A 20,954-nucleotide genomic window follows, 5' to 3' on the forward strand; every position below is an offset into this window, starting at 1 on the left:
TTTGTCTACAGTCTGAACCGCAGAGTCTCTCTGCGGTTCTTTTTGAATCCGGGATAATGATCCCGCCCCTCGCTTCACTGCCCCCTCCCTCCTGTCTCCGTGTTCCTATATAATAGTGGGAAAAAGCGAGGTGCCGCATGGATACCACATTGATCAAACCAGAGGATACATGGCTACTCTGGGCGTTTCTTGCCGGATGGGCTGCCGTGAGCATCTACCTCGAACAAAAGTACATATGGGCGTCGAAAGTGACAGGCGCGATCATCGCCCTCGCCGGCGCACTGATTCTTTCCAATCTGAACATCATCCCGACTGATGCCCCTGCCTACGACGCCGTCTGGACCTACGTCATTCCGCTGGCGATTCCGCTTCTTCTCTATCAGGCCAATCTGAAGCGGGTCTGGAACGAAAGCGGGCGGTTGCTGATCCTGTTTCTTATCAGTTCTGCCGGGACCGTCGTCGGCGCTTATATTGCATTTTTCGCGTTAAGCGGGTTCATCCCCGAACTGGCTCTGATCACGGCGGTGATGACAGGGTCCTACATCGGCGGAAGCGTGAATCTGGTCGCGCTTTCTGCCAAGTTTGATGTTAGCGAGGGGATGCTGTCGTCAACCATTGTCGCGGATAACCTCATGATGGCGCTTTACTTTTTTGTCTTGATCGCCATTCCTGCAGTCAGCTTTTTCCGGCGGAATTTCCGGACGCCCCATATTGACCGGGTCGAACAATCGGCAGATGGCGAGTCAGGCACGCCGGCTGCCTCCTACTGGCAGCGCAAAGAAATCTCACTGAAAGACATTGCCCTCTCCGCAGGAAGCGCTTTTGTCATTGTCGCTGTCTCCTTTAATATCGCGGAGTTTTTCGGCTCCATCATTCCTGATGAAGGGGCAGGCTGGCAACTACTCGGCGGCCTTCTTGGAGATAGCTATCTGATGCTGACAACCATCACTGTCACCGCAGTCACCCTCATTCCGAAGTTTTTCGACAGCCTGAACGGTGCCCAGGAGATCGGAACATACCTGATTTACATCTTCTTTGTCGTGATCGGTGTTCCTGCTTCCCTGCCGCTCCTGATCCAGAACGCGCCGCTCCTGCTCGTCTTCGTGCTCCTGATGGTATTCACCAACATGGTGGTCACATTCGGCGTGGGCAGACTGTTCAAGTTCAGCCTGGAGGAAATGATTGTCGCCAGCAACGCCAACATCGGCGGGCCGACCACCGCTGCTGCCATGGCGATTGCAAAAGGATGGAAAGACCTGATTGTCCCCATCATGCTCGTCGGCACGATGGGCTACATCATCGGCAACTACATCGGCACCATCGTCGGCAAAACACTGGGCGGATGGTGATTGCCAAAATGTTCCGCATTGCCTAAGATTGATACGTACCTATTAACAAGATGGGGGCATGAACATGGGCAACTCTCTGAATGCCCTCTCGCTTGACGAGATCTGGGCAAAAATCGGTCAGGAACTAAATGCCAAACCGGAACCTTATCAGGATGAGCATGTCCGGTATGAATTCATCATCGACGAAAAAGGCGAAGTCAGCCGCTGGCAGCTGCTGCTCGACAACGGACGGGCGGAGATCTTCCCCGGCATTGCCGGTGAACCGGCCTGTACCCTTGAACTGAGCGGAAAGCACTTCCGCAAGTTGCTGACAGGTGACCTGAACAGCATGGCTGCATTCATGACAGGCAAGCTGAAAGTCCTTGGCAATGTCGGCTTTGCGCTGAAGCTTGAAAACCTGCTTAAGGAATATCAGTTCTCCGGATAAACGGGGTTCGCCCCGGAACAGGAAAGGACGGTCAGAACCATGCGCGTCGCGATCTTTGATTTTGACGGGACACTTTACCAAAACGAGACGTTTGACTTCATGATGCGCCACCTGAAGCACCACCCTGAATACGGAAAGCTATACGGGAAGTTTTTCAGGCGCATCCTGCCTTTGTATACGGGCTACAAAATGAAGCTCGTTCCCTCTCCTATCATGAAAGAAAAATCGATGCGGGCTTATCTCGCCCCTTTCTCGGGAATTTCGGAAGAGGAGCTGACCCGCTTTTTTCGCGACATGGCCGCATTGATGCGGGACGGGTTCAATCCGGAAGTCGTCCGGAGGGTACACCAACACGCGGAAGCCGGTGACCGGGTCATGCTCGTCTCCGGCGCCTTCACCCCGCTCCTTCGCGAGGCCGTGAAGGATCTTCCGTTCGATGATGTCATCGGAACCGACATCCCGTATTCCGGAGCTACCTATGACGGGCAGACGAACATCTACCATATCCGGAGCGAACGGAAAAACGAACGGATCCACTCCGCTCTCGGAGACTCCACCGTCGCGTGGGAGGAAAGCGCGGCATTCGGCGATACATTGTCTGACATGACGGTTCTTGAACTCGTCGGAAACCCTGTCGCCGTCCGGCCGGAAGAGGGCCTCCGGAACATCGCGTCTGAACGGAAATGGGAAATTATCGGATGACCGAAAGAAGGCACCTCCCGCGGATTCGCGGGAGGTGCCTTTACTGATGTCCTTCTTGTTCTTCTGAGAGTAATTCGAACAATTCGGACCAGTTATTGATCCTCGGTATGTTCAGGTACCGGTTGTAGGACTGGTTTTTCACAAACACGTTCAGGGGACGGCCGCTAAGCGTTTCCAGAACGGCGGGCTTGTCATCGAAATAATAGTCAAGTTCCAGTTCATTGATGATATGGACCTTGTCCTCATCATTCATGCCGTAATAGAATCTGTCTTCCCGGACCGGAAAACCGGTTTGGATCATCCATTCCATCGTGCGCTTTCCGTGTTCCTTTGGCCTGGCCGTTATATAGTAAATCTCATGACCCTCTTCTTCCAGTCTTTGAAGCGTTTCTGCGGCATCCGGATATGGCGGGCAGTTTGTGTAATAGATATCCTCAAGCGACCCCCTCCACATCTTTCCGCCTTCTTCGGCCGTCATGCCGAACAGTTCATGGATTTCCACTTTGTCCAGGTCATAAAAGAGGGAAATGTCGACATTCCGGTTTAATTTCCGATTGTACAGGTGAAAGGCATGTTCCCTCAGGTTGATCAGTGTATCATCAATATCGAAGCCGAATTTCAAATCAGATTCCCTCATTTTGTTCGGTATTGTAGTTCGGATAGCCCGTGAACTTGTAATCTTTCCCGATCTTCGTGATCACGAGATTGTCCAGCTCAATGGCATCGCGCATCAGCCCGATGCCGGTGCCTTCCAGGAATGTAGGGGCCTTTGCGCCTCCAATCAGTTTCGGGGCTAGGTAGATCTCCACTTTATCCACGAGCTTATTCTCAAGGAAAGCCGCATGGATCGAGCCTCCCCCTTCGACCAGAACGGAGGAGACCAGCTGTTCCCCGAGAATGCGGAGGACATCATCCAGGTCCACACGCTCGGTTCCTGAAGTCGGATAAACGGAAACCCCTCTATCCTCCAGCACTTCCCTCGCGTCCCGGTCGTAGTGTTGCGCGGTGAAGATCCAGGTTTCTGCCTGCCCGTCCGTGACCACTTTGGACTCGAGCGGAACCCGGAGCGTGGAATCCAGGATGACGCGGATCGGGTTCCGGCCGTTCGGGATCCGTGTCGTCAGTTCCGGATTATCCTCAATCACCGTATTGACGCCGACCAGGATTGCCTGGTATTCATTCCGAAGCTGATGGACATCCTTGCGTGCCTCTGCAGACGTGATCCATTTGCTGTCGGCTGTATGGGTGGCGATTTTCCCGTCCAGTGTGCTGCCCGCTTTCATCGTGATGAACGGTCTTTGTGTCACGATGAATTTGTTGAACACTTCATTCATCCTGCGGGATTCCTCTTCCATGACTCCGACCGTCACTTCAATCCCGGCTTCCTCCAGGATCCTGACCCCGTTGCCGGCAACTAGCGGATTAGGATCAAGGGTGGCGATGACGGCTTTGCGGATCCCGGCTTCTACTATGGCGACTGCGCAAGGCCCTGTCCGGCCATGATGGGAACATGGCTCAAGCGTGACGTAGATGGTTCCGCCCTTTGCCTTGTCCCCGGCCATCCTTAGGGCATGGATTTCCGCATGCGGTTCGCCTGCCTTCAGATGCGTCCCGATGCCCACAATCCGGTTGTCATTGACGATGACTGAACCGACGAGCGGGTTCGGATCGGTCTGCCCTTTCATCGCACGGGCATTTTCAAGTGCCAGATTCATATAAAATTCATGGTTGGTCATCTGGATCTAGCGAGCCTCCCTCCAAGTGTCCGGATCGCTGAACCTTGGTCTGCAGATACTTTTCATTAAATTCGGAGCGATCGCCCCATAGCGGCTGACGTCCGGAAATCGGGAGGCCTGCCTTCTGAAGGGCATCCAACTTTCTCGGGTTATTGGTCATGAGGGTAACCGGCTTTTCCCTCAGTGTCTTCAGGACGCGGATCGCATCGTCATAGTTCCTGGAGTCATCGACAAAGCCGAGGCTTTCATTTGCTTCCACGGTATCGTAGCCATGCTCCTGCAGAACATAAGCCATCGCCTTGGAGAACAGCCCGATTCCGCGGCCTTCATGATTCGCCAGATAAAACAGGGCTCCCGTTCCATGATCCACGATATTCTTCATGGACTGCTTGAGCTGATAGCCGCAATCGCACCGCTTGCTGCCGAAGATATCCCCGGTATGGCAGATAGAATGCAGGCGGATCAGGGCATCATCCGCGTTTTCAAAATCACCGTAGACCAGGACGCTCGACTGCTGGTATTCCGCGAGATTTGCAGAGGACAGCCGGTCGATGATTTCCTGGTAATCCTCGGTCACCTGGCATTGGTTCAGCCAGCAATACCACTGGAATACCACCGTCTCCCCGTAAAGGTTGACGGGCAGTCTGATCGGGCCTACCAGATAGATGGCACCTTCTCCGGTTTCTATCATTTGAATCTTTTCTTTCAGAACATCCAGCACTTTGGTTTCCAGCTTTGCTTGGACCATATAAAATCATTCCTTATATCGATAAATTTTTCTTAGATTGGCCATTCTAATGGGTTGTATACTTGAAGAAAAAGTATTCTTACATGAATATTTATTTTCTATAAAGTAACACCCTATGATGGATAACGTCACTTTATCCATGTTACGATTATATGCGAAATCAAGATTTCAGGGAGGGCTGGATATGGAGATTGGTTCTAAAATACGTGCGATCCGCAAACGGAAGGGACTGACGATTGCACAGATGAGCGAACAGGCAGGACTGTCCAAAGGCTTCATCAGCAACATCGAGAACGACCATACTTCGCCCTCCCTCAATACGCTGCAGGCCATCGCGGCATTTCTCGATATTCCTCTCCCCTACCTGCTTCTGGAGAAAAAGGAACACATGAAAGTTGTGAGGAAAGCCGAGCGGGTGTACACGTCGTTCAATAACATCAAGATCGAGCACCTCACTTCCCAAAGCGGCCTCCGGATGATGCACGTCGAACTGCCGCCCGGGGCCTCGACCGGAGAAGCGATCGCCCACGAAGGCGAGGAGGCCCATGTCGTCCTGAAAGGCACCGTCCTGGCCGAACAGGGAGAGGACTCGGTCATCGCAGAAGAAGGCGATTCATTCAGCTGGAACGCCAGCGTGCCCCACTTTGTGAAAAACATCGGAGACACCGAGGCCATTCTGCTTATTGCGGTCCATTCCGAGAAGGGCATTCAATAAAATGATTCCGAACAAAAGCACCGCGCGGATATTTCCGCACGGTGCTTTTGGCATTTCCCATAGTCATGATATGAAGGCAGAAATCTTAGTATATAGAATCGATTAAACAAAATTAACATCCATAGTGTGCAGTTGCTTTACGTTCCGGCGCAGGCTTTCCGCGGGGAAGGCATCAAGCCCCTTGCAGGGTCTTTCCGCCCTTCCTTTTCCGCAGGAGTCCGCGCCTCCACTGCAAGCAACCACGCTAATCATGTTCAATGCAATTGTTCATTTTATATAGAAGTTAAATTCAGGATAGCAATACTTGCAGTAAAGAATAACGAGCTGTTCCGGAAGAACAACGAGCATGACATAAAAGCTTGCCAGCCCAAGAATAATTGCCGTCATTTCATTGAGCCCCTCAAGGCCGGTTGCTCGGATGTAGGACTGCATGGTGATGACAATGCCGAGACCCGCAGCCGCAGCAATCGGCAAATAGGATCGGTATTCGAGATTCTCCCTTGCCTGATCCACTCTTGTTCCTGCACGGTAAGCCCCTTCTTTCAGCTTGCTCCGGAACCTAATAGCTGAGAGAAGAAAAACAGCGGCTCCAATCCCTAACGTGATCCAAGTGGGCGTCATCAGGCGCTGCGGTGAAATCCCCGTCCCATTAAGGCCCAAAATAAACAAAGCGATAAGATATCCGTTCACTGCAAAGATATTCTGTGAAACAAAAATGGATATTAGATATTGTCCCCTTTCAAACTTGCGATAAACCGGCGGGATGGAATAGATCAATGACAGGGCCACGAGAAGGGCTGTGATCCAGAAATGCCATTGCAAGATATCATCTTTCTTCGGGTGTACGGTTTGAGCGGATGTGACCCAATACTGCAGCGCATACAAACCCGTCTGGGCAACTGCTGCCAGCGGCAAAATGCTTCCCAATTTGGACGGACTCTGCCTGCCCGAGATAAACGGCTTTCTCAATACTTCAAAATCATTACTGTTCACGGGCCACCCGCCTTTCAACCGACCATGTTTTCTTGAATATCAAAAAGATAACGTAAGCGTCCCCTCTAAGCGATCAGAACTGAAATGCTCATTTAGTGTAGTAGTTAAAGCTTTTGAACCGGAACTTGCAATACAGGATGACCAATTGCTCCGGCAGGATAAACAGCATCACATAGAATAATCCGAAACCGATAAGAACAAAGACGAGGCTGTCAAAATCCGTCCATCCGTTTTGCCTGATCACATATTGCAGGATAAAAAATATCCCGAGTCCGGCAGCAGTTGCAGCAGGGAGATAACTTTTGTACTCAATCGTCTCACGCATCGATTCCTGACGGGATCCGTCACGATAATCTCCCCGCCGGATTTTCCTGATGAACCTTGCAAAAACCAGCAGAAACACTAATAGGCCGAACGTCAGGCTAATCCAGGTGAAGGTAATCATCGATTCGGCTGAAGAATCTGTCTCCTCTGCTATTAATAAAAGTGCACAGATATAAAATGTGATTCCAAACAGGTTCTGAGAAACCAAGATACTGACCAAATACTGCACTTTCTCGCTTCTCCTATACACAACAGGCAATGAGTAAATTAATGACAGGGCGATCAAAATAGCGGTGAACCAAAAATGTCCCGTCAGAATCTGACGCTTCCATGGATGGTCGGTTGCATAAGCAAAGACATAATACTCCAAAGCATACAGTCCTCCCTGGAGAACTGCAGCTAGCACCATATTACCCGCAAGGTTCTGGGGGCTTTGCCTTCCTGATTCCAGGGGTTTGCGGAGGGCTGCGTAGTTTCTCTGATCTTCAATTTGCTTAGTGTTATTCATATCTCTAACCCTCTCATAAACACTTCTTCCACTTGGAGCAAAGCTGCTTCCCTCCTTAATGAAACCAGCCTCTACAACAAGCCGAAAAAGAAAAACTGCAGTTCGCCGATATGCTCGGATTCATCTGCAGTTCATTTTCCCCTCCAGACGTTACTCTACCCGGTCATATGTAAAGAATTCCAACTCCCCGACCTGGTTCCTTTCTGTCATCCGGTCGAACAGCGCTTCCTGCTCAGGAGAAAGGTCAATCAGAAACGGCATGGCGCGGTCCGGCATGATCACTCCCACCTGATCTTCGGAAAGATGGATCCGAACCCGGTTCCATATCCATTCCCCGCTCCGCAGCCCCAGTGAGTAAACAAAAGAGACATTTTTAACAGGGACGCCGAACCGGTTGATCGCGACGAATAGCATCGATGAGTCCGCCGTCACCCCGAGCACCTGAATGCTGAAATCCTGTTCGATTCCGCCGTCAGGATTCTCGGCAGCCCATTCCTGGAGACCGGAATAAAATTGCTCCGCTCCCGGGTTAGTGAACTCCCCTTGGTCGTATTTCTGCAGTTGGATCTTTAGCGGTTCCATGTACAACCTGACCGTCCTTTCACCGTACAGCACCGACACTCATTTCCACGTAAGTCCCATCCTGCGGGGACTGCTTATACTCCACGAATACAGGCGTCGTCTGATGATATCCTCCTGTATCCACATGCTTCGCAAGTTCCCAGTAAGCCACTTGTGACTGGGCATCGATGTCCTCCATGAGACGGATCGTGTGGAGATTGCGGACTTCGAAATAGCTCCGGAACATCACGTCCTCCCCAGGGGGCACCGTGATGTCGTCCTCTTCGATGCCCATGAACAATTCCGCCGTCATCACATCGGCCGTCGGTTCACTCAGCATCGTGAAAAACAGCCTGCCGTCGGGAGTCACGCCGTGCTGTTCCAGAATACCCCGGAAGTCTTCAAGGGCGATTCCGATTTCCGCCGGTACAAAACTGTACAGCTTGGATACGATGTTGCGATGGGTGATGGACCGGTTTTCAGCGACGATCATTCCGGACGACCGCCTTCCAGCGGCACGACAAGGTCGATCATGATGTCACCGTAGACATCGAGCAGAACACAATAGTATGTCTCGCCAAGGACAAGCCCTTCCTGTGCGGCAACGTCCTGAACCTTTACGTAAGCCGCGTCAAAGTCGGCTTCCTGCTCCGCCTGCCGCATGACCAGTGCATCCCCGGAATGGAAACGCACCTCGTATCCGAAGCCATTTTCCTCATCGGTATCCAGCGGTCCGTTGACCGGCTGATAATAGGTGAACGTGCCTGTTGATTCGTTTTCTGATCCTGGCACGAAGGTAAAGAAAGCCGGGCCATTCTTGTAGACCCCTTTGTCGAGCACGAATGACTCCAGCAGACCAAGAGGTTCCTGCCAGTCTGCCTTCCGCTGTTCCGTCCGATACGTCAGCACGTGATCAAAGACGAGCGGGCGCCGTTCAATCGCCATGTCCCCACTTCCTTTTTCGGGTGTTTTTTATTTCGTGTAATAGTTAAAACTCTTGAATCGGAATTTGCAGTATAGGATCACCAGCTGTTCCGGCAAACAACATTATATAAAACAGGAACAAGCCGATAAAGACAATCAGAAGAATGTCAGCACCCACAGAGTTTGTATGAGTGATCAGAATAACGGAGAATAAAGAATATCCCAAGCCCCCCAGCTACAGCTGCCGGCAAATGGGATTTATATTCAAACCTACCTCTAATCTCATCCTGGGCGGAACCTTCCCGGTACTTCCCTTTATAAATCCTTACAATCAGGCGGATAAAGGTAAGTAAAAGCACGATTGCACCAGTGGCCAGTGTCCACCGTGTCACTTCCAGAATTGTCTCTGCCGACATTCCGTTTCCTTCCTCTGCTATCAAAAGAAGTGCCCATATATAAAAGGATAGGCCAAAAAGATTTTGTGAAACAAGTATCGAGACAAGGTACTGGAGTTTTTCCGCCCTTTTGTAAACCGTAGGAACCGCCAGAATTAGCGACAGGACAATCAAGATCCCCGTGAACCATGTATGAACGGACAATATTTTATCCTGCCATGGGTGTGCGGTGCCAGAGATTGCGAAGAAGTATTCCATGCCGACCATAAAAGCCGACAGAAACGCAGCCACGATAAAATTCCCGGCTAAGTTGGCAGGACTTTGGCGCCCTGATTCTAACGATCTACTGAATACAACAAACTTCTCGGCCGACTGCGTACTTAGCTTAAACGTAGAATCTCCTTAGTTAACGCTACTGATCATAATTTCCGGTCTTCCTTCAGCTTATTTCTTCTACCTGTTTAAGTCTGCCGGATTCAGAAAAATTAAAGCTCTTAAACCGATATTTACAATACAGGATAAATAATTGTTCCGGCAGGACAAACATCATAGCAAAATAAATGCCAATACCTATTACAATTAAAATCATATCCTCCATACTTGCCCAACCGGACATTCTAATTGTGTATTGCAAGACAAAAAATAGTCCTAGCCCGGCAACAGTGGCCATGGGTGCAAAAGACTTGTATTCCAAGGCTTCCCTCTGTATGTCAGCCTTTGTACCCTCCCTATAATCACCTCTTTTAAGCTTTTTCCAAAAACGGATTGCCGTTAATACAAAAATCAGCAATCCTGCTGAAAGTACCACCCATGTGGCTGTTAAGATTGAAGCAGCAGTGGCATCCGAACGCTCGTTTCCCATAATGAACAGTGCGCATATTGGGAGGATGGCACCCGCCGTGTTTTGGCTGATCAAAATTAAGACTAAATACTGAAGTCGCTCTGCTTTTTTATAGATAAACGGTAAGGAGCACACCAATGCTGATAGAGAAAGTACAGCAGTGATCCAAAAGTGTACTTCCAAGATTTGCTCTTTCATAGGATGGATCGTCCCGTCCGCCGCGACATAATATTCTAACGCGAACAGACCTGCCTGGAAAAACGCAAAAATGAACAAGATTCCTCCTAATGCTTTGGGACTCTGCCGCCCCGATTCAAGCGGCTTTCTTAACACAAACACATCTTTTTCTTGGAGCAAAGCTGCTTCCTCCTTTAATGAAACCAACCTTTTACTATATCCATAGCAGATTTTCCCTCAGATTTCTCATCCCCGCCAAACTTCTTGTTTAACAATGTATTTGCAACGATACCGACTCCTACACCAATGGCAGTTCCCACACCTGGAATAGGGACTGCCGCTGTAAAGACTGCAACAGAGGCTGCTTGTACAGCCCCTCCCACAGCTGTTTCAATTGCCGTGTCCTTGGCCGCCTTAGCATGGGCTTGTCCTCCGGTGAGGCCTTCTTCTTCCGCATTTTGGTAGTTACTGTAGTAGCTAACTCCCGCACCAATTGGTCCAAGTGCTTTTCCTGCGCCTTTTAGAAGACTTCCTCCTTTTCCAACTGCGTTCTCTGCACTTTTCACCTTTTTAAATTCCTGTGAAATTCCTTTAACATCAACAATGTCTTTGAAGGACTTTCCGGCACCTTTAAGGGTTGCCATTCCAATTGTTTTTGATTTCTGCATCAATCCCGCTTCATCATTAAAATAGGCTAGGGATGGATGCTTCGCTAATACTTCTTCACCAACTGTCGACCAACCGCTAGTCCCTTGCTTCTTGGTTGCAAACTTTAAATAAGCAGTATTTGTTGCAGCAGCTTGATGGTGGAAATCTTTCCACTTCTTATTTGGGTTTTTCGGTAAATTCTTATTGAGTTGTCGGTTTGCATCTGCGTCTATATTAACTCCAAGAGCTTCTAATGCTTTCCTCGTAGCAACAATACGGTAACCTGAACCTCCACCTGAAACAGGTTTGGTCATCCCGTACAACCCATGTTTTTGCGCTTGGTATAATCCGAATGCAGAAATTCCGCCTTCTGCTCCTGTCCTGATTCTTTTTAACCACCCAACAGTCGATTTAACATCAGTATGGGAGACTCCCCCAGCCTCTGTTTGATTAACATCCCCCGACTCTCCGGACTCTTCCTTATCCTCGACCGTCTCCGTCTCCATCGGCACGCTGTTCTGACCGGTGTTCAATGGATGGATCTCGGCAAAGGCTGCCCAGTCCTCTTCAGGGAAATCAACCGGCGACAAACCGTCCTGCATGGCGCCTTCCAGATCCAGCACCCACAGTTCCATCCTGAGTATGTCATTCTCGATAGACGTCAGTGAATTCGTCTGTGTGGAATCGAATTCATTCAGGTCTGTGACCGTGTCCTCCTTTTTCTTCCTGGCATCCCGGACACCTTCCTGGACTTCGCTGTCGTCCAAGTGAGGAAGTGCCACGATGTCGGCGACGGAGTCCATGATGCCGTTTGCGTCCGAGGTCAGGTTGGAAGTGGTCGTAGAAATGGTCGTCAGTCCAGTATCAACTTCTCCTTCAAGAAAACTCTCCATGATGTAGCCGTCGGGCGCCGGCTCAAGCGTTTCTTGGGAAGACTTGATGCTGTTCATCGTGCTCGCAAACGTATTCTTGAAATTCGCAAAAGTCTCAAGCAATGGCAGATGGCATTCCCGGTAGAAGGCTTTGATCGACTCTCCGCCCTCTCCGGTCAGGGAGTCACCCAAGTCGGAAAGCTGCTGGGCAGCGGTCCGGATGGCATCCATCTCTTCCTGTATGCGGGTCAGTGTCTCCTGGTTTCGGGCAAGCCCTTCCTGAAACGGTGTGACGTCCAATATCTTCATCGGATTCTCCTCCCCGGTTACCGGATCGGCACAGGACCGTTCCTGTGCGGCGCCTGGCCGCCGGAGGATCCGCCGCTTCCGTCGATGGCGGTCGCCACCTGGTTGTCGGTCTCTTCCATGAACTTCACGGAGTTCTTTGTGGTCTCGATATTTGCCTGGAGGACGGTCCTGTAGCGGATCAGCATCTGCTCCAGATGGGTCATCAGCTCATTCAGCTTGTCGGACACGTCCAATGTATTTCCCGAAATCGGTTCGGGGGCCGACGGGTCCAGAGCATTCGCCTTGCTCGACAGATCGTCGATCACGGGACGGATTTCGTCATAGACCATTTTGATTTCTGTCATCAGTGATCCTCCTTATCAGGATTTGGCTGCTCGTGCCGCAGCCTCCGCTGCGCGCAGCTGGGCGATAATGGCTTCAAGCGAGGCGATCTCCGCTTCTAACTTCGTGATTTTCACAGAAATCGCTGCATAGGCGGCATCGAATTGGGGGCCGGACACATCCCGGTAAGGTGTCTTGATGCCGATTTGCCGGATTTCATCAAACGCCTTGGCCAGATTTCCGTGCCAGGTTTTCGGTGTCAGCTCGGGCTCCATGCACTTCGGCTCACTCTGCTGGAATTCGCCCTGTTTCCCCTGCAGTTCCCCCCTGCAGCTGTTCAACCGCCGGACTTGCTGTCGCTTTTCCTCCACCAGCATCTGATAATACGAGATCATGCGAGTTTCTCCTCCGTTTCTTTCTTGCGGCTGACAGTCGGTGCTTCCTTGCTGCTTTTCAGCATAGCGGGAATCATCAGGCCGAAGAGCCCAAAAATCGCCGCTCCTATAAAGCCGATAAAAATATAGGTACGGATTCGGTGATCACCGGTTGGCTCATCCGGAATATCTGCCGTCTTGCCGGACTGCCCCGCTGCTGTTTCTGCCGATTTAGTGAACAGGCCAAGCTCTGCAGCCTTTGCTGCCGCCGTCCCTGTTTCCGGACGCCCCGGCTCAAGAAATAAGTCTGAAACCTCTATAGAGGACTTGAACCGTACCGGTTCAGAAAAGTCAAGATTGACCTGTGCTTCGGTCAGGGTATTTTTCATCTCAACTTTTCTGCTGTCATGCAGGTATTCCGTCTTCTTTCTGAATGGAAGCGACTTGTATTCAAGCGGGTCCAGCGAGTCGCCCGGATTTTCCCCCGTGTCTGCGGCTGCGGGAATTGCCGATGAGCAGAAAATCATTGCCAGAAGAACGGCTCCGGCACGCTTAACTTTCATACGATTCTTCCTGAATGATGGTTTCACCGGTACGCCACCTTTTGACGAGCCATGCAGCAATCAGCAGAATAACTGCCGAAATACCCGCGATTGCAGCTCCGGAGTCAAACAAAGTGACAGGGTCATACTTGATCGACATATAAACCGGCGAGAGGATATCCGGAATGTTGGTTTCCGGAACACCCAATTTCAGTAGTGGGGCGATGTACAGGCAGACCAGCCCAATCGCCGCAATCCAGCCCGCGGTTTCAGCCGCATCAAGCGCCGCACTGATCAGCGCCGCTCCCGCAATGACGATGAGAATGGTGAAAATCGTCCATTCCAGCGCCCGCTGGTCATTTAGCGCATACATATTCACGCTGTAGAGGCTGATGATCAGTCCACTAATCCCACTCAACAATGCAAGCATTCCAGTCCGGAGCAACGGGGTGCCTTCCCGCATCTTATGACTGAAGAATCCAATCGCCAGGCTGGTGATCATCAGGATGACAAATAGGATAGCCGGCGGCACTTTTTTCATCTCTTCTCCTGCAACCGCCTCGCCTCTGACACTGAGCGGATTGGTGAAGTGATCGAAAACATATCCATTTTCCTGTCCGTCCACGTACGTATTGTCGAGGAATCCTGCAACGTCCTCATTGAATGCCGAAATCGCTTCCAGGTTCTGCTGCCATGTTCTGCTGTACGAATCGGTCGCGTTTTCAAAGCCTTCCGCTTTGCCCTGGAGCTCACGGGCATAGCCGACAATACTGTCCTGACCTTCCGATACTGCATTCATTGTCGAACTCAAACTGAGAAGCTGCATGCCAATCGTCTGCTGGCCGGAGACAAGCTCTCCTTCGTTTGCGGAGATCTCCGGCTCGCTGCCCGGAAGGCGGGTACCGGGTTCACGTAGCTGGGCAAGAAGTGAATCCGCCTGATCTCCGATCGACTGAAGATTTTCAAGAAGCTTCACATGTTGCATACCGACGGACTCTTCATATCCGGTGACAATCGCAGCGAATGAAGAATTCCACTCTTCAACACGCGCACCTGTCTCAGGAAGCCCTTCACTGACCTTTGCCCACTGGAGCAATTCCTCTTCTTTCAGAGCTGCAACGTTTTTCGTCAGCGTCTGGATGATCTCGTCTTTCAGTACTTCGTCTTTCCGCTGCTGGCGCCCGTTCTTCCGATCTTCATCTAGGGTGAACGCCATTTGCTCCAGAGTCGCATAGTAAACTAGGAGTGAGTCAAGATCTTTGGCTGCCGGCGCCTGCTTGAACAGTCCTCTCAGTTCCTTCTTTCGTTCCGGTGAGAGGAGATTCGACTCAAGAAGTCCCGCTTCTTTCCGTTCAATCTCCCGGACGATCGCGACTGCATCTTCCGGATAGTCTTCGAGGTACAGTTTCGTCTCCGAATAGATTGCCATGAGCCGTTCATAAGCGCTCAACAATTCACCGTAGTAGCCCGCAGCAACTTTTGCAACATTTTCTTTGGCTTCCTCTTCACTGTTGCCGTTACCACTGCCACTTCCATTGTTGCCCTCGTTGCCATTGCCGTTTTCTTCTTTCTCGGCCTCTTCTTCCTTAGCCCCGATGGACTGGTTCACATCTGAAAGCTGACTGGACAATTCATCCAATCGGACCGGAATCTCTGACTCCGGCTGTTCTTCCACGATCTGTTGCTTCAGCCCATCGATCGATGCGGCCAGTGCGGTGATGGTTTCCTTTTCTTCTTCAAGAGAAGGCAGTCCGTCCCCTTCAGCAGGGGGTTCCGGTTCTGGCTGTTCCGGTGGTGTCGGTTCTTCTTTTTCGTGCTCTTCGGACATTTTTTCAAGTTCGTCTAAAATATCGCTGAAGTCACCAGGTTTGGGTAAATCCTCATCCTCTACTTCTACAGGAGGAATAATAGAACCGGCACCTTTTTTAATATTTTCCTGCAAGGTACCTATCAGTGTGTCGTTGTATTCATCAATCGCCGTTCCCTGCAGCGCGAGAATTTCTTCAGCCTGGCGTTCTGCCTGTTTGAGGCGGATTTGTTCAAGGTCACTGAACTTCTCCTGATTGGCTGCAATCTGCTTATTTATCTTTTCCAATTGCGCAGCCATTTGGCCGTTATTTTCCTTTAGGCGGCGGACGGTTTCGTCATACTCCGCCGCCTGTCCTGCAGCCATCTGCTGGATTTTCGCGATGCTGTCCGACTGAAGATCTTCCAGGATGCTGCGCTGTTCCAGTTGGAATGCCTGGTAGGACTGGACATTCTGTAGGAATCCCGAAAGTTCGGACTCGAATGCCTCGACATGATCGACACGGGCTGCATGGTCCTGAGTGGCTGCACCTTCAATGGTCTCCCTCAGTTGTTCCATCTGTTCGCGCTGCCGCTTCATGACATCCGCAAGTTCAGAAGATCCCGGGTCGTAGTACGCGACCATGGCGTCCAGGAACTCACTTTCCTTTTCCAGGACCGATGAAAACTCTTTCTTGATATGATCCATTTCGATAGCGACGTAGCTCCAGTACATCGTGGATATTTTGCTGTTGACGCGTTCTGTCGCGCGCTCAATCTCTTTTAGTACGTTTTGTTTCGAGTCCGCGTTCTTCTGTTGCTGGATGGTGTAATTGAATTCAGCTTTTTGCGGATTCTGTTCATCATAGGACATGATATTTGAAGAAAAGTCGGATGGAATATACAGGACGGCATCGTAACGGTTTGATTTCAGCCCGCTTTCCGCAGCGCCCCGGCCAGTCACTTCCCAGTTATATTCGGAGTCTTCCGAGAGGATGGAGAGGACCTCTTTTCCCATCTCGATCTTTTGTTCTTCCCGTTCACTGCCAAGGTCCTCGTTGACTACGGCGATTGTCCGTTCCGCCGGTTTGGCGAACGATGTGAAACTGCCCGACATGAACCCGAAAAACAGGACAGGCAGCGCGAGGATGGCGATGATCCCCCCAATGATCGGTGCCGCTTTTTTGACGTTGCTTTTCATCGTACGTTCTCCTTCTCCATTGTGCATAACGGAATCATGATTTTCGTGCTGTTCCCGTTCAGGATGTAGTGTGCAAAGCCTGCAGGAAGCTCGGCTTCTTTCCGTTCGTATGGAACGTTGAAGAGCGTCTGCTCAGACTTCTTCATGAATACGAGTGCCTGGCGGACAAGTTTCAGTTCATTCGTAAATGCATCGTAGCCTTTCGCGAACTCGGCATTGTTGCCGGACACGGCCACATTGAAACCGAGATGCCCATAGTTTTTCATGAGTTTGACAAGCCTTTCCTGTATACGGGAGTCCACGGTCTGCATGAACCTCGAATATCCGTCGATAAACAGGTAAACAGGGACGGGACGGAATGCGGAACCGGTTTGCACCGCTGCGACATATGCGGCTTCAGCCTCCTGCAAGTACATTTCCGCATCGCTGATCCATTGTTCCAACTGTTCCTTCGTCTCTGCGTAGGTGACGCCAGGGTCTTGGGCGTAATCAGATAGGCCTCGCTCGAACGAGTCGAATACTGCGACCGGGCCCGTCTGCTGCTTTCTGGCCGTCCGGAGCAACTGCTTCATTGCATTTGTCTTGCCCCGGCCGGGCAGACCGACCAAAAGGAGATGGCGGTGTTTGCTGAAGTCGACCGAAACCGGCAGGACAGACTCTTCGTCCAGACCAATCGGTATCCTGCCTGCAGCGGCGGCAAGCCCGGCAAGTTCGTCGAAACGGTGTGCCGGCAATTCCGCCGGCAGCATCGGAATCGGAGATGGGCCATCTTGCCCTGCATACTGCCTCCGGAGTTCCTGAACCTTCGCCTTGACTCCGTTCAGGACGCCAAAATCATCCGCTCCATCCGCCGGCAGGAACAGTTGGCCGAACTGTGTTTCTTCGGTTTTGATAATCGCCCGTCCCGGAAATGGTTCCGGCGTAAATGGCGGGCGCCCGATCATCCCATACATTTCGGACGAGTCCATGAGGTAATGGACAATCTTCACCTTCAGATTGTTCATGAGGTGATGGCGGACCGACTGCGGGCGGGTCGCCGTAAGAAGGAGATGGATGCCCAGCGCCGAGCCGTCCCGGCTGAACTGGCTCATCTGCAGCTCCAGTTCTTCCAGCTCATCACGGATGATGTCGTAGTTGTCGATTGCAAGATAGATCAACGGCAGGGGCCGCCCGGAAATCTGATTGTACATGCGAATGGAGCTGACTTCGGCCTGCTGGAACAACTGCTTCCGCTTACCGATTTCCGCCCGGATCATCCGGACCAGCTTGTCCCGCTTCAACTCTTCGTCGAGGGTCAGATAGTCTGCGGAGTGCGGAAGCTGGCGGAGCGGAAGCAACGTCCCGTTGCCATAATCCAGAAGATAGAAATGCGCCTCTTCCGGTGTCATGACCCCTGCAATGCCCAGAAGGAGCGATTGCAGCGTATAGGATTTGCCGTAGCCGGCCGACCCGAAGATGCCGACATTCCCGTCGGCCATCGGTTCATAGCCGACTGCCCGCTGGCTCTGCTTTTCCGGTTCATCGATGACGGCGATGGCGAAGCCTTTGCCGTCGTATCGATAGCCGCCTGCATTCACAATCCGTCCAGGAAGCGGCGGCAGCCATGGGCTTGGGAGCCTCCGGATTCCAAGCCCGTCCGCAGTCGATGCGATGGAAGCCGTCACGGCCTCGATTTCCGTCAGGCCGCTTCGTCTGCCAGTTGCAACAGCGGACAGGCCGGTAAGCGGCTCCAGTCCGAGATCGGTGACAATGGCCACTTCATCTTCCCCGTCATGCGTTTCGTTCTGATAAGGCGCCCCGCTCCAGGCTGACTGGAACAGTTCATACACTTCATTGTTGCCGACCTGCAAATAACCGCGTCCGGTCACGGTGAGATTCGCCGCATCCCCGTTTTTCAGGATTTCCTTGCTGTCTGAAGCGTCCTGCACTTTAAGGGCGATCCGGAATCTTGCGTTGCTCCAGATCTGGTCGTCGATGATGCCGCCCGGCTTCTGTGTCGCCAGAATCAGATGGACCCCCAGGCTTCGGCCGATTCGGGCCGCACTGACAAGTTCACGGATGAACTCCGGCTCTTCTGTCTTCAGCTCGGCGAATTCATCCGAGATGAGGAACAGATGCGGCATCGGCTCCTGTGCCTCTCCATTTTTATAGAGTTCGGTATATTCATCGATATGGGTAACGGTATGCCGGTCGAAAAGCCGCTGCCTGCGCTTGAGCTCGCTCTTGATCGAGGCAAGGGCACGGTCACTGAAGTTCCGGCTTCCTTCGATATTGGTGATGGTGCCCAGCAGGTGCGGGATGTTGCGGAACGGCTGGGCCATGCCCCCGCCCTTGTAGTCGATCAGCAGAAATGCGACTTCATGAGGATGGAATTTGACCGCCAGCGAAAGGATATAGGTCTGAAGAAACTCTGACTTCCCCGAGCCTGTGGTTCCGGCTAAAAGCCCGTGAGGACCATGGGCCTTCTCATGGAGGTTCAGCTCAATCAGGTCCTCTCGTCCCTTGTATCCGACAGGGGCTGCCAGTGAGCGTGCAGACTCGTTGACACGCCAGTTTTCAGCGATCGGTAAATCGTCCGCTTCCGTCACGCCATACATTTCAAGGAAGCTTACCATCGAAGGCAGGGAGTTGGTCACCCCCGTCTGATGGTCAAGTGTCCGCAGCATCCGCGCGAACCGTTCATTCCCTGTCACTTCCTGCGCATCAAGCCTGAAACGGGTGTCCGCTGCGATCCCATCCCGTATGAGAATATCACCCTCACGGTCATTGACGTACCGCACCAGCATATGAACATTCTCCGTGATCCGCTCTTTCGCGTTGGCCGTGAAGATGACGGAAATGCCCAAGGCTTCATGGTCCTTCCCTTCAAGAAACTCCATGATGATATGTTCCGACAGCAGCTTGTAGTCGGACACGATGAATACGAGGTGGGGCAAAAAGCGTATCTTGCCTTTGTTCTCATCATTGTCACGCTCCCTCAAAATCTCGTAGAGCGATCCCAGCAACTGGTCACGGGTCCGTTCATCGTGGATCAGCCCTTTCGCATTCATGTGCGGCAGTTGGAAATGCGGCAGCCATTTCATCCATTCCACTTCTCCATATCGGGCGGTGTCGAACACATAGATGAACCTGACATCATGATAGCTATGGAAAAAGGACAGCTGTCCGATAATTTGGCCGATCTCCTTCCGGATGACTTCCTCCTTACCGAACATCCCGATCATCCCCTTGGACAGGTCGGCTGTGATCGGAGCGTTCCGAAGTTCCCGGTACACTGCCTCCATCCGTTTCGACTGCTCGATGAGATCATCCGCTTCCCGATTGGCAAGGTCACCCGCTGAAAGCGAAAGACTGTAGCTTGCCGGCACCGTGCCGGTCCCTAATCTGAACTGCAGAAAGTCCGCATTGTCCCTCGCCTTCTCCCAAATCCTGCCCGACAGTCCTTCCGTCAGCCGCTTTAGTTCGTGGAATGGAGGGAAATGGTAGTCAAGCATCCTCTGTTGGCCTTCACGGAGTTCATGAAGCTCCTCACGCATATTTTCCAGATACGCCTTGTAAACCCTGCGCCTCTTTTCTTCCTGAAGCTTTCGGCGTTTTCGTTCCTTGAAGTACTGGACAGTCGACGTGATGATCGTCACGGTGAACATCGAGATGGATATCAGGATGAACAGCCCCCGGGGGATGAAGATCACGACCAGAGACATGACAATCAGCATGACGAGCGGAGGCAGGATAACCAGCCAGAGCCCCCTCCCCTCATCCGGCTGTTCCTGCATCGGGAAAGACAGTGATACCTTATCATCGGGCGCCTGGTGGATCAGTCGCGGGGTGCGCCGGTAGACCGGGTAGGTTTTTTTCACCTCAGATTCCGGCTCTTCAAAAACCGGAAGGGCCGTCCTGTAGGAATAGGGTGAAGCAACCTCTATTCTGTCGTTCCCTGCCAGTCGGATCTCCAGCATGAGCCACTGGATCACATCCCCTTCGCAGAGCCGCACCGCCCCTGATGTCTTCTTTCCGTTCAGGTAAACCGGGTTGCCGAACTTCACGTCAGCCGACCAGCCGTCCGTCCCTTTCAGCAAGACAACGTTATCGGCTCCTCCGGGTTGGCCAGTGCCTGTCAAGTTTACTGTCGCTTCGGGATTTTCCGTGGCAAACACCAATTGGTTTTCGAAGCCGATAAAATAGCTTACGCTTTTGCGTGGCGCCGGGGTGATCGCAATATTTAGTGACCGGCCTTTCTGCAGGGCGGTCAGCTGATCTCCGATTTTGAGAAAACCGATGTCCCCCTGCCGGTCACTGACACGATAGCCGTCGTCCCCGCCTTCAAGCGTGATGGTTCCGTTGGTAAATGGGAAATCGAGAACGGTTACCGTGTCATCGGAGGAGGGCCCTATTGACATCCGCTTCGCGGCATATTCATCGAAATCGATTTTTTGGTAGTACTCCGAATAATGGACCCACAATTGCTGCATGGATTCGTTCACCTCCTATCCTTTCAAACG

The 20,954-nt window shown here is 51.8% G+C and carries 20 protein-coding genes; 4 read left to right on the forward strand and 16 right to left on the reverse strand.

Features of this window, described 5'->3' with window-relative positions; all coding sequences use genetic code 11:
- Positions 1-137: 137 nt before the first annotated feature.
- The 3 genes from BLT01_RS03230 to BLT01_RS03240 all read left to right on the forward strand — a co-directional run bounded on the left by BLT01_RS03230 (position 138) and on the right by BLT01_RS03240 (position 2,478).
- Positions 138-1,349, forward strand: a complete 1,212-nt coding sequence (locus tag BLT01_RS03230) for a DUF819 family protein (RefSeq protein ID WP_092094557.1) — start codon at positions 138-140, stop codon at positions 1,347-1,349.
- Between the two features lie 64 nt (positions 1,350-1,413).
- Positions 1,414-1,776 (forward strand): SCP2 sterol-binding domain-containing protein, encoded by a 363-nt coding sequence (locus BLT01_RS03235; protein ID WP_176765017.1) that lies wholly within the window; start codon positions 1,414-1,416, stop codon positions 1,774-1,776.
- A 39-nt stretch (positions 1,777-1,815) separates the two neighbouring features.
- The gene (locus BLT01_RS03240) at positions 1,816-2,478 is read left to right on the forward strand and encodes an HAD family hydrolase (protein ID WP_092094559.1); all 663 of its coding nucleotides are present in this window, start codon (positions 1,816-1,818) and stop codon (positions 2,476-2,478) included.
- Between the two features lie 40 nt (positions 2,479-2,518).
- On the opposite strand, the gene BLT01_RS03245 is transcribed toward BLT01_RS03240, so the two are convergent.
- From BLT01_RS03245 to BLT01_RS03255, 3 genes are read right to left on the reverse strand one after another with little or no spacing between them, the layout of a single operon-like run.
- Positions 2,519-3,100: a 5' nucleotidase, NT5C type gene (locus BLT01_RS03245; RefSeq protein WP_092094560.1), complete on the reverse strand. Its 582-nt coding sequence runs from the start codon at positions 3,098-3,100 to the stop codon at positions 2,519-2,521.
- Position 3,101: 1 nt separating this feature from the next.
- Positions 3,102-4,214, reverse strand: a complete 1,113-nt coding sequence (gene ribD, locus BLT01_RS03250; RefSeq protein ID WP_092094561.1) for a bifunctional diaminohydroxyphosphoribosylaminopyrimidine deaminase/5-amino-6-(5-phosphoribosylamino)uracil reductase RibD — start codon at positions 4,212-4,214, stop codon at positions 3,102-3,104.
- Positions 4,201-4,962, reverse strand: a complete 762-nt coding sequence (locus tag BLT01_RS03255; RefSeq protein WP_092094562.1) for a GTP cyclohydrolase II — start codon at positions 4,960-4,962, stop codon at positions 4,201-4,203. Before BLT01_RS03255 ends, ribD begins: the two co-directional genes overlap by 14 nt.
- Before the next feature lie 184 nt (positions 4,963-5,146).
- Here BLT01_RS03255 and BLT01_RS03260 point away from each other — a divergent pair, with 184 nt between their 5' ends.
- The gene (locus BLT01_RS03260; protein WP_092094563.1) at positions 5,147-5,677 is read left to right on the forward strand and encodes a helix-turn-helix domain-containing protein; all 531 of its coding nucleotides are present in this window, start codon (positions 5,147-5,149) and stop codon (positions 5,675-5,677) included.
- Between the two features lie 267 nt (positions 5,678-5,944).
- Here the strand turns inward: BLT01_RS03260 and BLT01_RS03265 are convergent, their stop codons facing one another.
- The 13 genes from BLT01_RS03265 to essC form a co-directional block, all read right to left on the reverse strand.
- Complete coding sequence (locus tag BLT01_RS03265) at positions 5,945-6,604, reverse strand: hypothetical protein (RefSeq protein ID WP_245696862.1); 660 nt, start codon at positions 6,602-6,604, stop codon at positions 5,945-5,947.
- 154 nt (positions 6,605-6,758) lie between these two features.
- Positions 6,759-7,502, reverse strand: a complete 744-nt coding sequence (locus BLT01_RS03270; protein WP_092094565.1) for a hypothetical protein — start codon at positions 7,500-7,502, stop codon at positions 6,759-6,761.
- A 150-nt stretch (positions 7,503-7,652) separates the two neighbouring features.
- Positions 7,653-8,084, reverse strand: coding sequence for a hypothetical protein (locus BLT01_RS03275; protein WP_125903552.1), 432 nt, complete (start codon positions 8,082-8,084; stop codon positions 7,653-7,655).
- 19 nt (positions 8,085-8,103) lie between these two features.
- Positions 8,104-8,556, reverse strand: coding sequence for a DUF5085 family protein (locus tag BLT01_RS03280; protein ID WP_092094568.1), 453 nt, complete (start codon positions 8,554-8,556; stop codon positions 8,104-8,106).
- Positions 8,553-9,008, reverse strand: a complete 456-nt coding sequence (locus BLT01_RS03285; protein WP_092094569.1) for a hypothetical protein — start codon at positions 9,006-9,008, stop codon at positions 8,553-8,555. Before BLT01_RS03285 ends, BLT01_RS03280 begins: the two co-directional genes overlap by 4 nt.
- A 146-nt stretch (positions 9,009-9,154) precedes the next feature.
- Positions 9,155-9,673 carry a hypothetical protein gene (locus BLT01_RS03290; RefSeq protein WP_092094571.1) on the reverse strand — a complete coding sequence of 173 codons (519 nt, stop codon included), beginning with the start codon at positions 9,671-9,673 and terminating at the stop codon, positions 9,155-9,157.
- A 148-nt stretch (positions 9,674-9,821) separates the two neighbouring features.
- The gene (locus BLT01_RS03295; protein ID WP_092094573.1) at positions 9,822-10,580 is read right to left on the reverse strand and encodes a hypothetical protein; all 759 of its coding nucleotides are present in this window, start codon (positions 10,578-10,580) and stop codon (positions 9,822-9,824) included.
- Positions 10,581-10,594: 14 nt separating this feature from the next.
- Positions 10,595-12,229, reverse strand: coding sequence for an LXG domain-containing protein (locus tag BLT01_RS03300; RefSeq protein ID WP_092094575.1), 1,635 nt, complete (start codon positions 12,227-12,229; stop codon positions 10,595-10,597).
- A gap of 17 nt (positions 12,230-12,246) precedes the next feature.
- On the reverse strand, positions 12,247-12,573 hold the full coding sequence (locus BLT01_RS03305) for a YwqI/YxiC family protein (RefSeq protein WP_092094577.1): 327 nt from the start codon (positions 12,571-12,573) through the stop codon (positions 12,247-12,249).
- Between the two features lie 15 nt (positions 12,574-12,588).
- Complete coding sequence (locus BLT01_RS03310) at positions 12,589-12,945, reverse strand: YwqH-like family protein (protein WP_092094579.1); 357 nt, start codon at positions 12,943-12,945, stop codon at positions 12,589-12,591.
- Positions 12,942-13,487 carry a type VII secretion EssA family protein gene (locus tag BLT01_RS03315; protein ID WP_092094581.1) on the reverse strand — a complete coding sequence of 182 codons (546 nt, stop codon included), beginning with the start codon at positions 13,485-13,487 and terminating at the stop codon, positions 12,942-12,944. The genes BLT01_RS03310 and BLT01_RS03315 overlap by 4 nt, the downstream gene beginning before the upstream one ends.
- The gene (esaA, locus tag BLT01_RS03320; RefSeq protein WP_176765018.1) at positions 13,477-16,452 is read right to left on the reverse strand and encodes a type VII secretion protein EsaA; all 2,976 of its coding nucleotides are present in this window, start codon (positions 16,450-16,452) and stop codon (positions 13,477-13,479) included. The genes BLT01_RS03315 and esaA overlap by 11 nt, the downstream gene beginning before the upstream one ends.
- A complete protein-coding gene (essC, locus tag BLT01_RS03325) occupies positions 16,449-20,924 on the reverse strand; it encodes a type VII secretion protein EssC (RefSeq protein WP_092094585.1) in 4,476 nt (1,491 codons plus the stop codon). Before essC ends, esaA begins: the two co-directional genes overlap by 4 nt.
- Positions 20,925-20,954: the final 30 nt, after the last annotated feature.

It is taken from the genome of Bhargavaea beijingensis, from assembly GCF_900101985.1.
Taxonomy (GTDB): Bacteria; Bacillota; Bacilli; order Bacillales_A; family Planococcaceae; genus Bhargavaea; species Bhargavaea beijingensis.

Excerpts from the sequence above, each read along its gene's own strand:
- BLT01_RS03310 (WP_092094579.1), bottom strand. The coding sequence starts at position 12,945 with ATGATCTCGTATTATCAGATGCTGGTGGAGGAAAAGCGACAGCAAGTC.
- esaA (WP_176765018.1), bottom strand. The coding sequence starts at position 16,452 with ATGAAAAGCAACGTCAAAAAAGCGGCACCGATCATTGGGGGGATCATC.
- BLT01_RS03260 (WP_092094563.1), top strand. The coding sequence starts at position 5,147 with ATGGAGATTGGTTCTAAAATACGTGCGATCCGCAAACGGAAGGGACTG.
- BLT01_RS03235 (WP_176765017.1), top strand. The coding sequence starts at position 1,414 with ATGGGCAACTCTCTGAATGCCCTCTCGCTTGACGAGATCTGGGCAAAA.
- BLT01_RS03275 (WP_125903552.1), bottom strand. The coding sequence starts at position 8,084 with ATGGAACCGCTAAAGATCCAACTGCAGAAATACGACCAAGGGGAGTTC.
- ribD (WP_092094561.1), bottom strand. The coding sequence starts at position 4,214 with ATGACCAACCATGAATTTTATATGAATCTGGCACTTGAAAATGCCCGT.
- BLT01_RS03255 (WP_092094562.1), bottom strand. The coding sequence starts at position 4,962 with ATGGTCCAAGCAAAGCTGGAAACCAAAGTGCTGGATGTTCTGAAAGAA.
- BLT01_RS03240 (WP_092094559.1), top strand. The coding sequence starts at position 1,816 with ATGCGCGTCGCGATCTTTGATTTTGACGGGACACTTTACCAAAACGAG.
- essC (WP_092094585.1), bottom strand. The coding sequence starts at position 20,924 with ATGCAGCAATTGTGGGTCCATTATTCGGAGTACTACCAAAAAATCGAT.
- BLT01_RS03230 (WP_092094557.1), top strand. The coding sequence starts at position 138 with ATGGATACCACATTGATCAAACCAGAGGATACATGGCTACTCTGGGCG.
- BLT01_RS03285 (WP_092094569.1), bottom strand. The coding sequence starts at position 9,008 with ATGGCGATTGAACGGCGCCCGCTCGTCTTTGATCACGTGCTGACGTAT.
- BLT01_RS03270 (WP_092094565.1), bottom strand. The coding sequence starts at position 7,502 with ATGAATAACACTAAGCAAATTGAAGATCAGAGAAACTACGCAGCCCTC.
- BLT01_RS03305 (WP_092094577.1), bottom strand. The coding sequence starts at position 12,573 with ATGACAGAAATCAAAATGGTCTATGACGAAATCCGTCCCGTGATCGAC.
- BLT01_RS03280 (WP_092094568.1), bottom strand. The coding sequence starts at position 8,556 with ATGATCGTCGCTGAAAACCGGTCCATCACCCATCGCAACATCGTATCC.
- BLT01_RS03315 (WP_092094581.1), bottom strand. The coding sequence starts at position 13,487 with ATGAAAGTTAAGCGTGCCGGAGCCGTTCTTCTGGCAATGATTTTCTGC.
- BLT01_RS03300 (WP_092094575.1), bottom strand. The coding sequence starts at position 12,229 with ATGAAGATATTGGACGTCACACCGTTTCAGGAAGGGCTTGCCCGAAAC.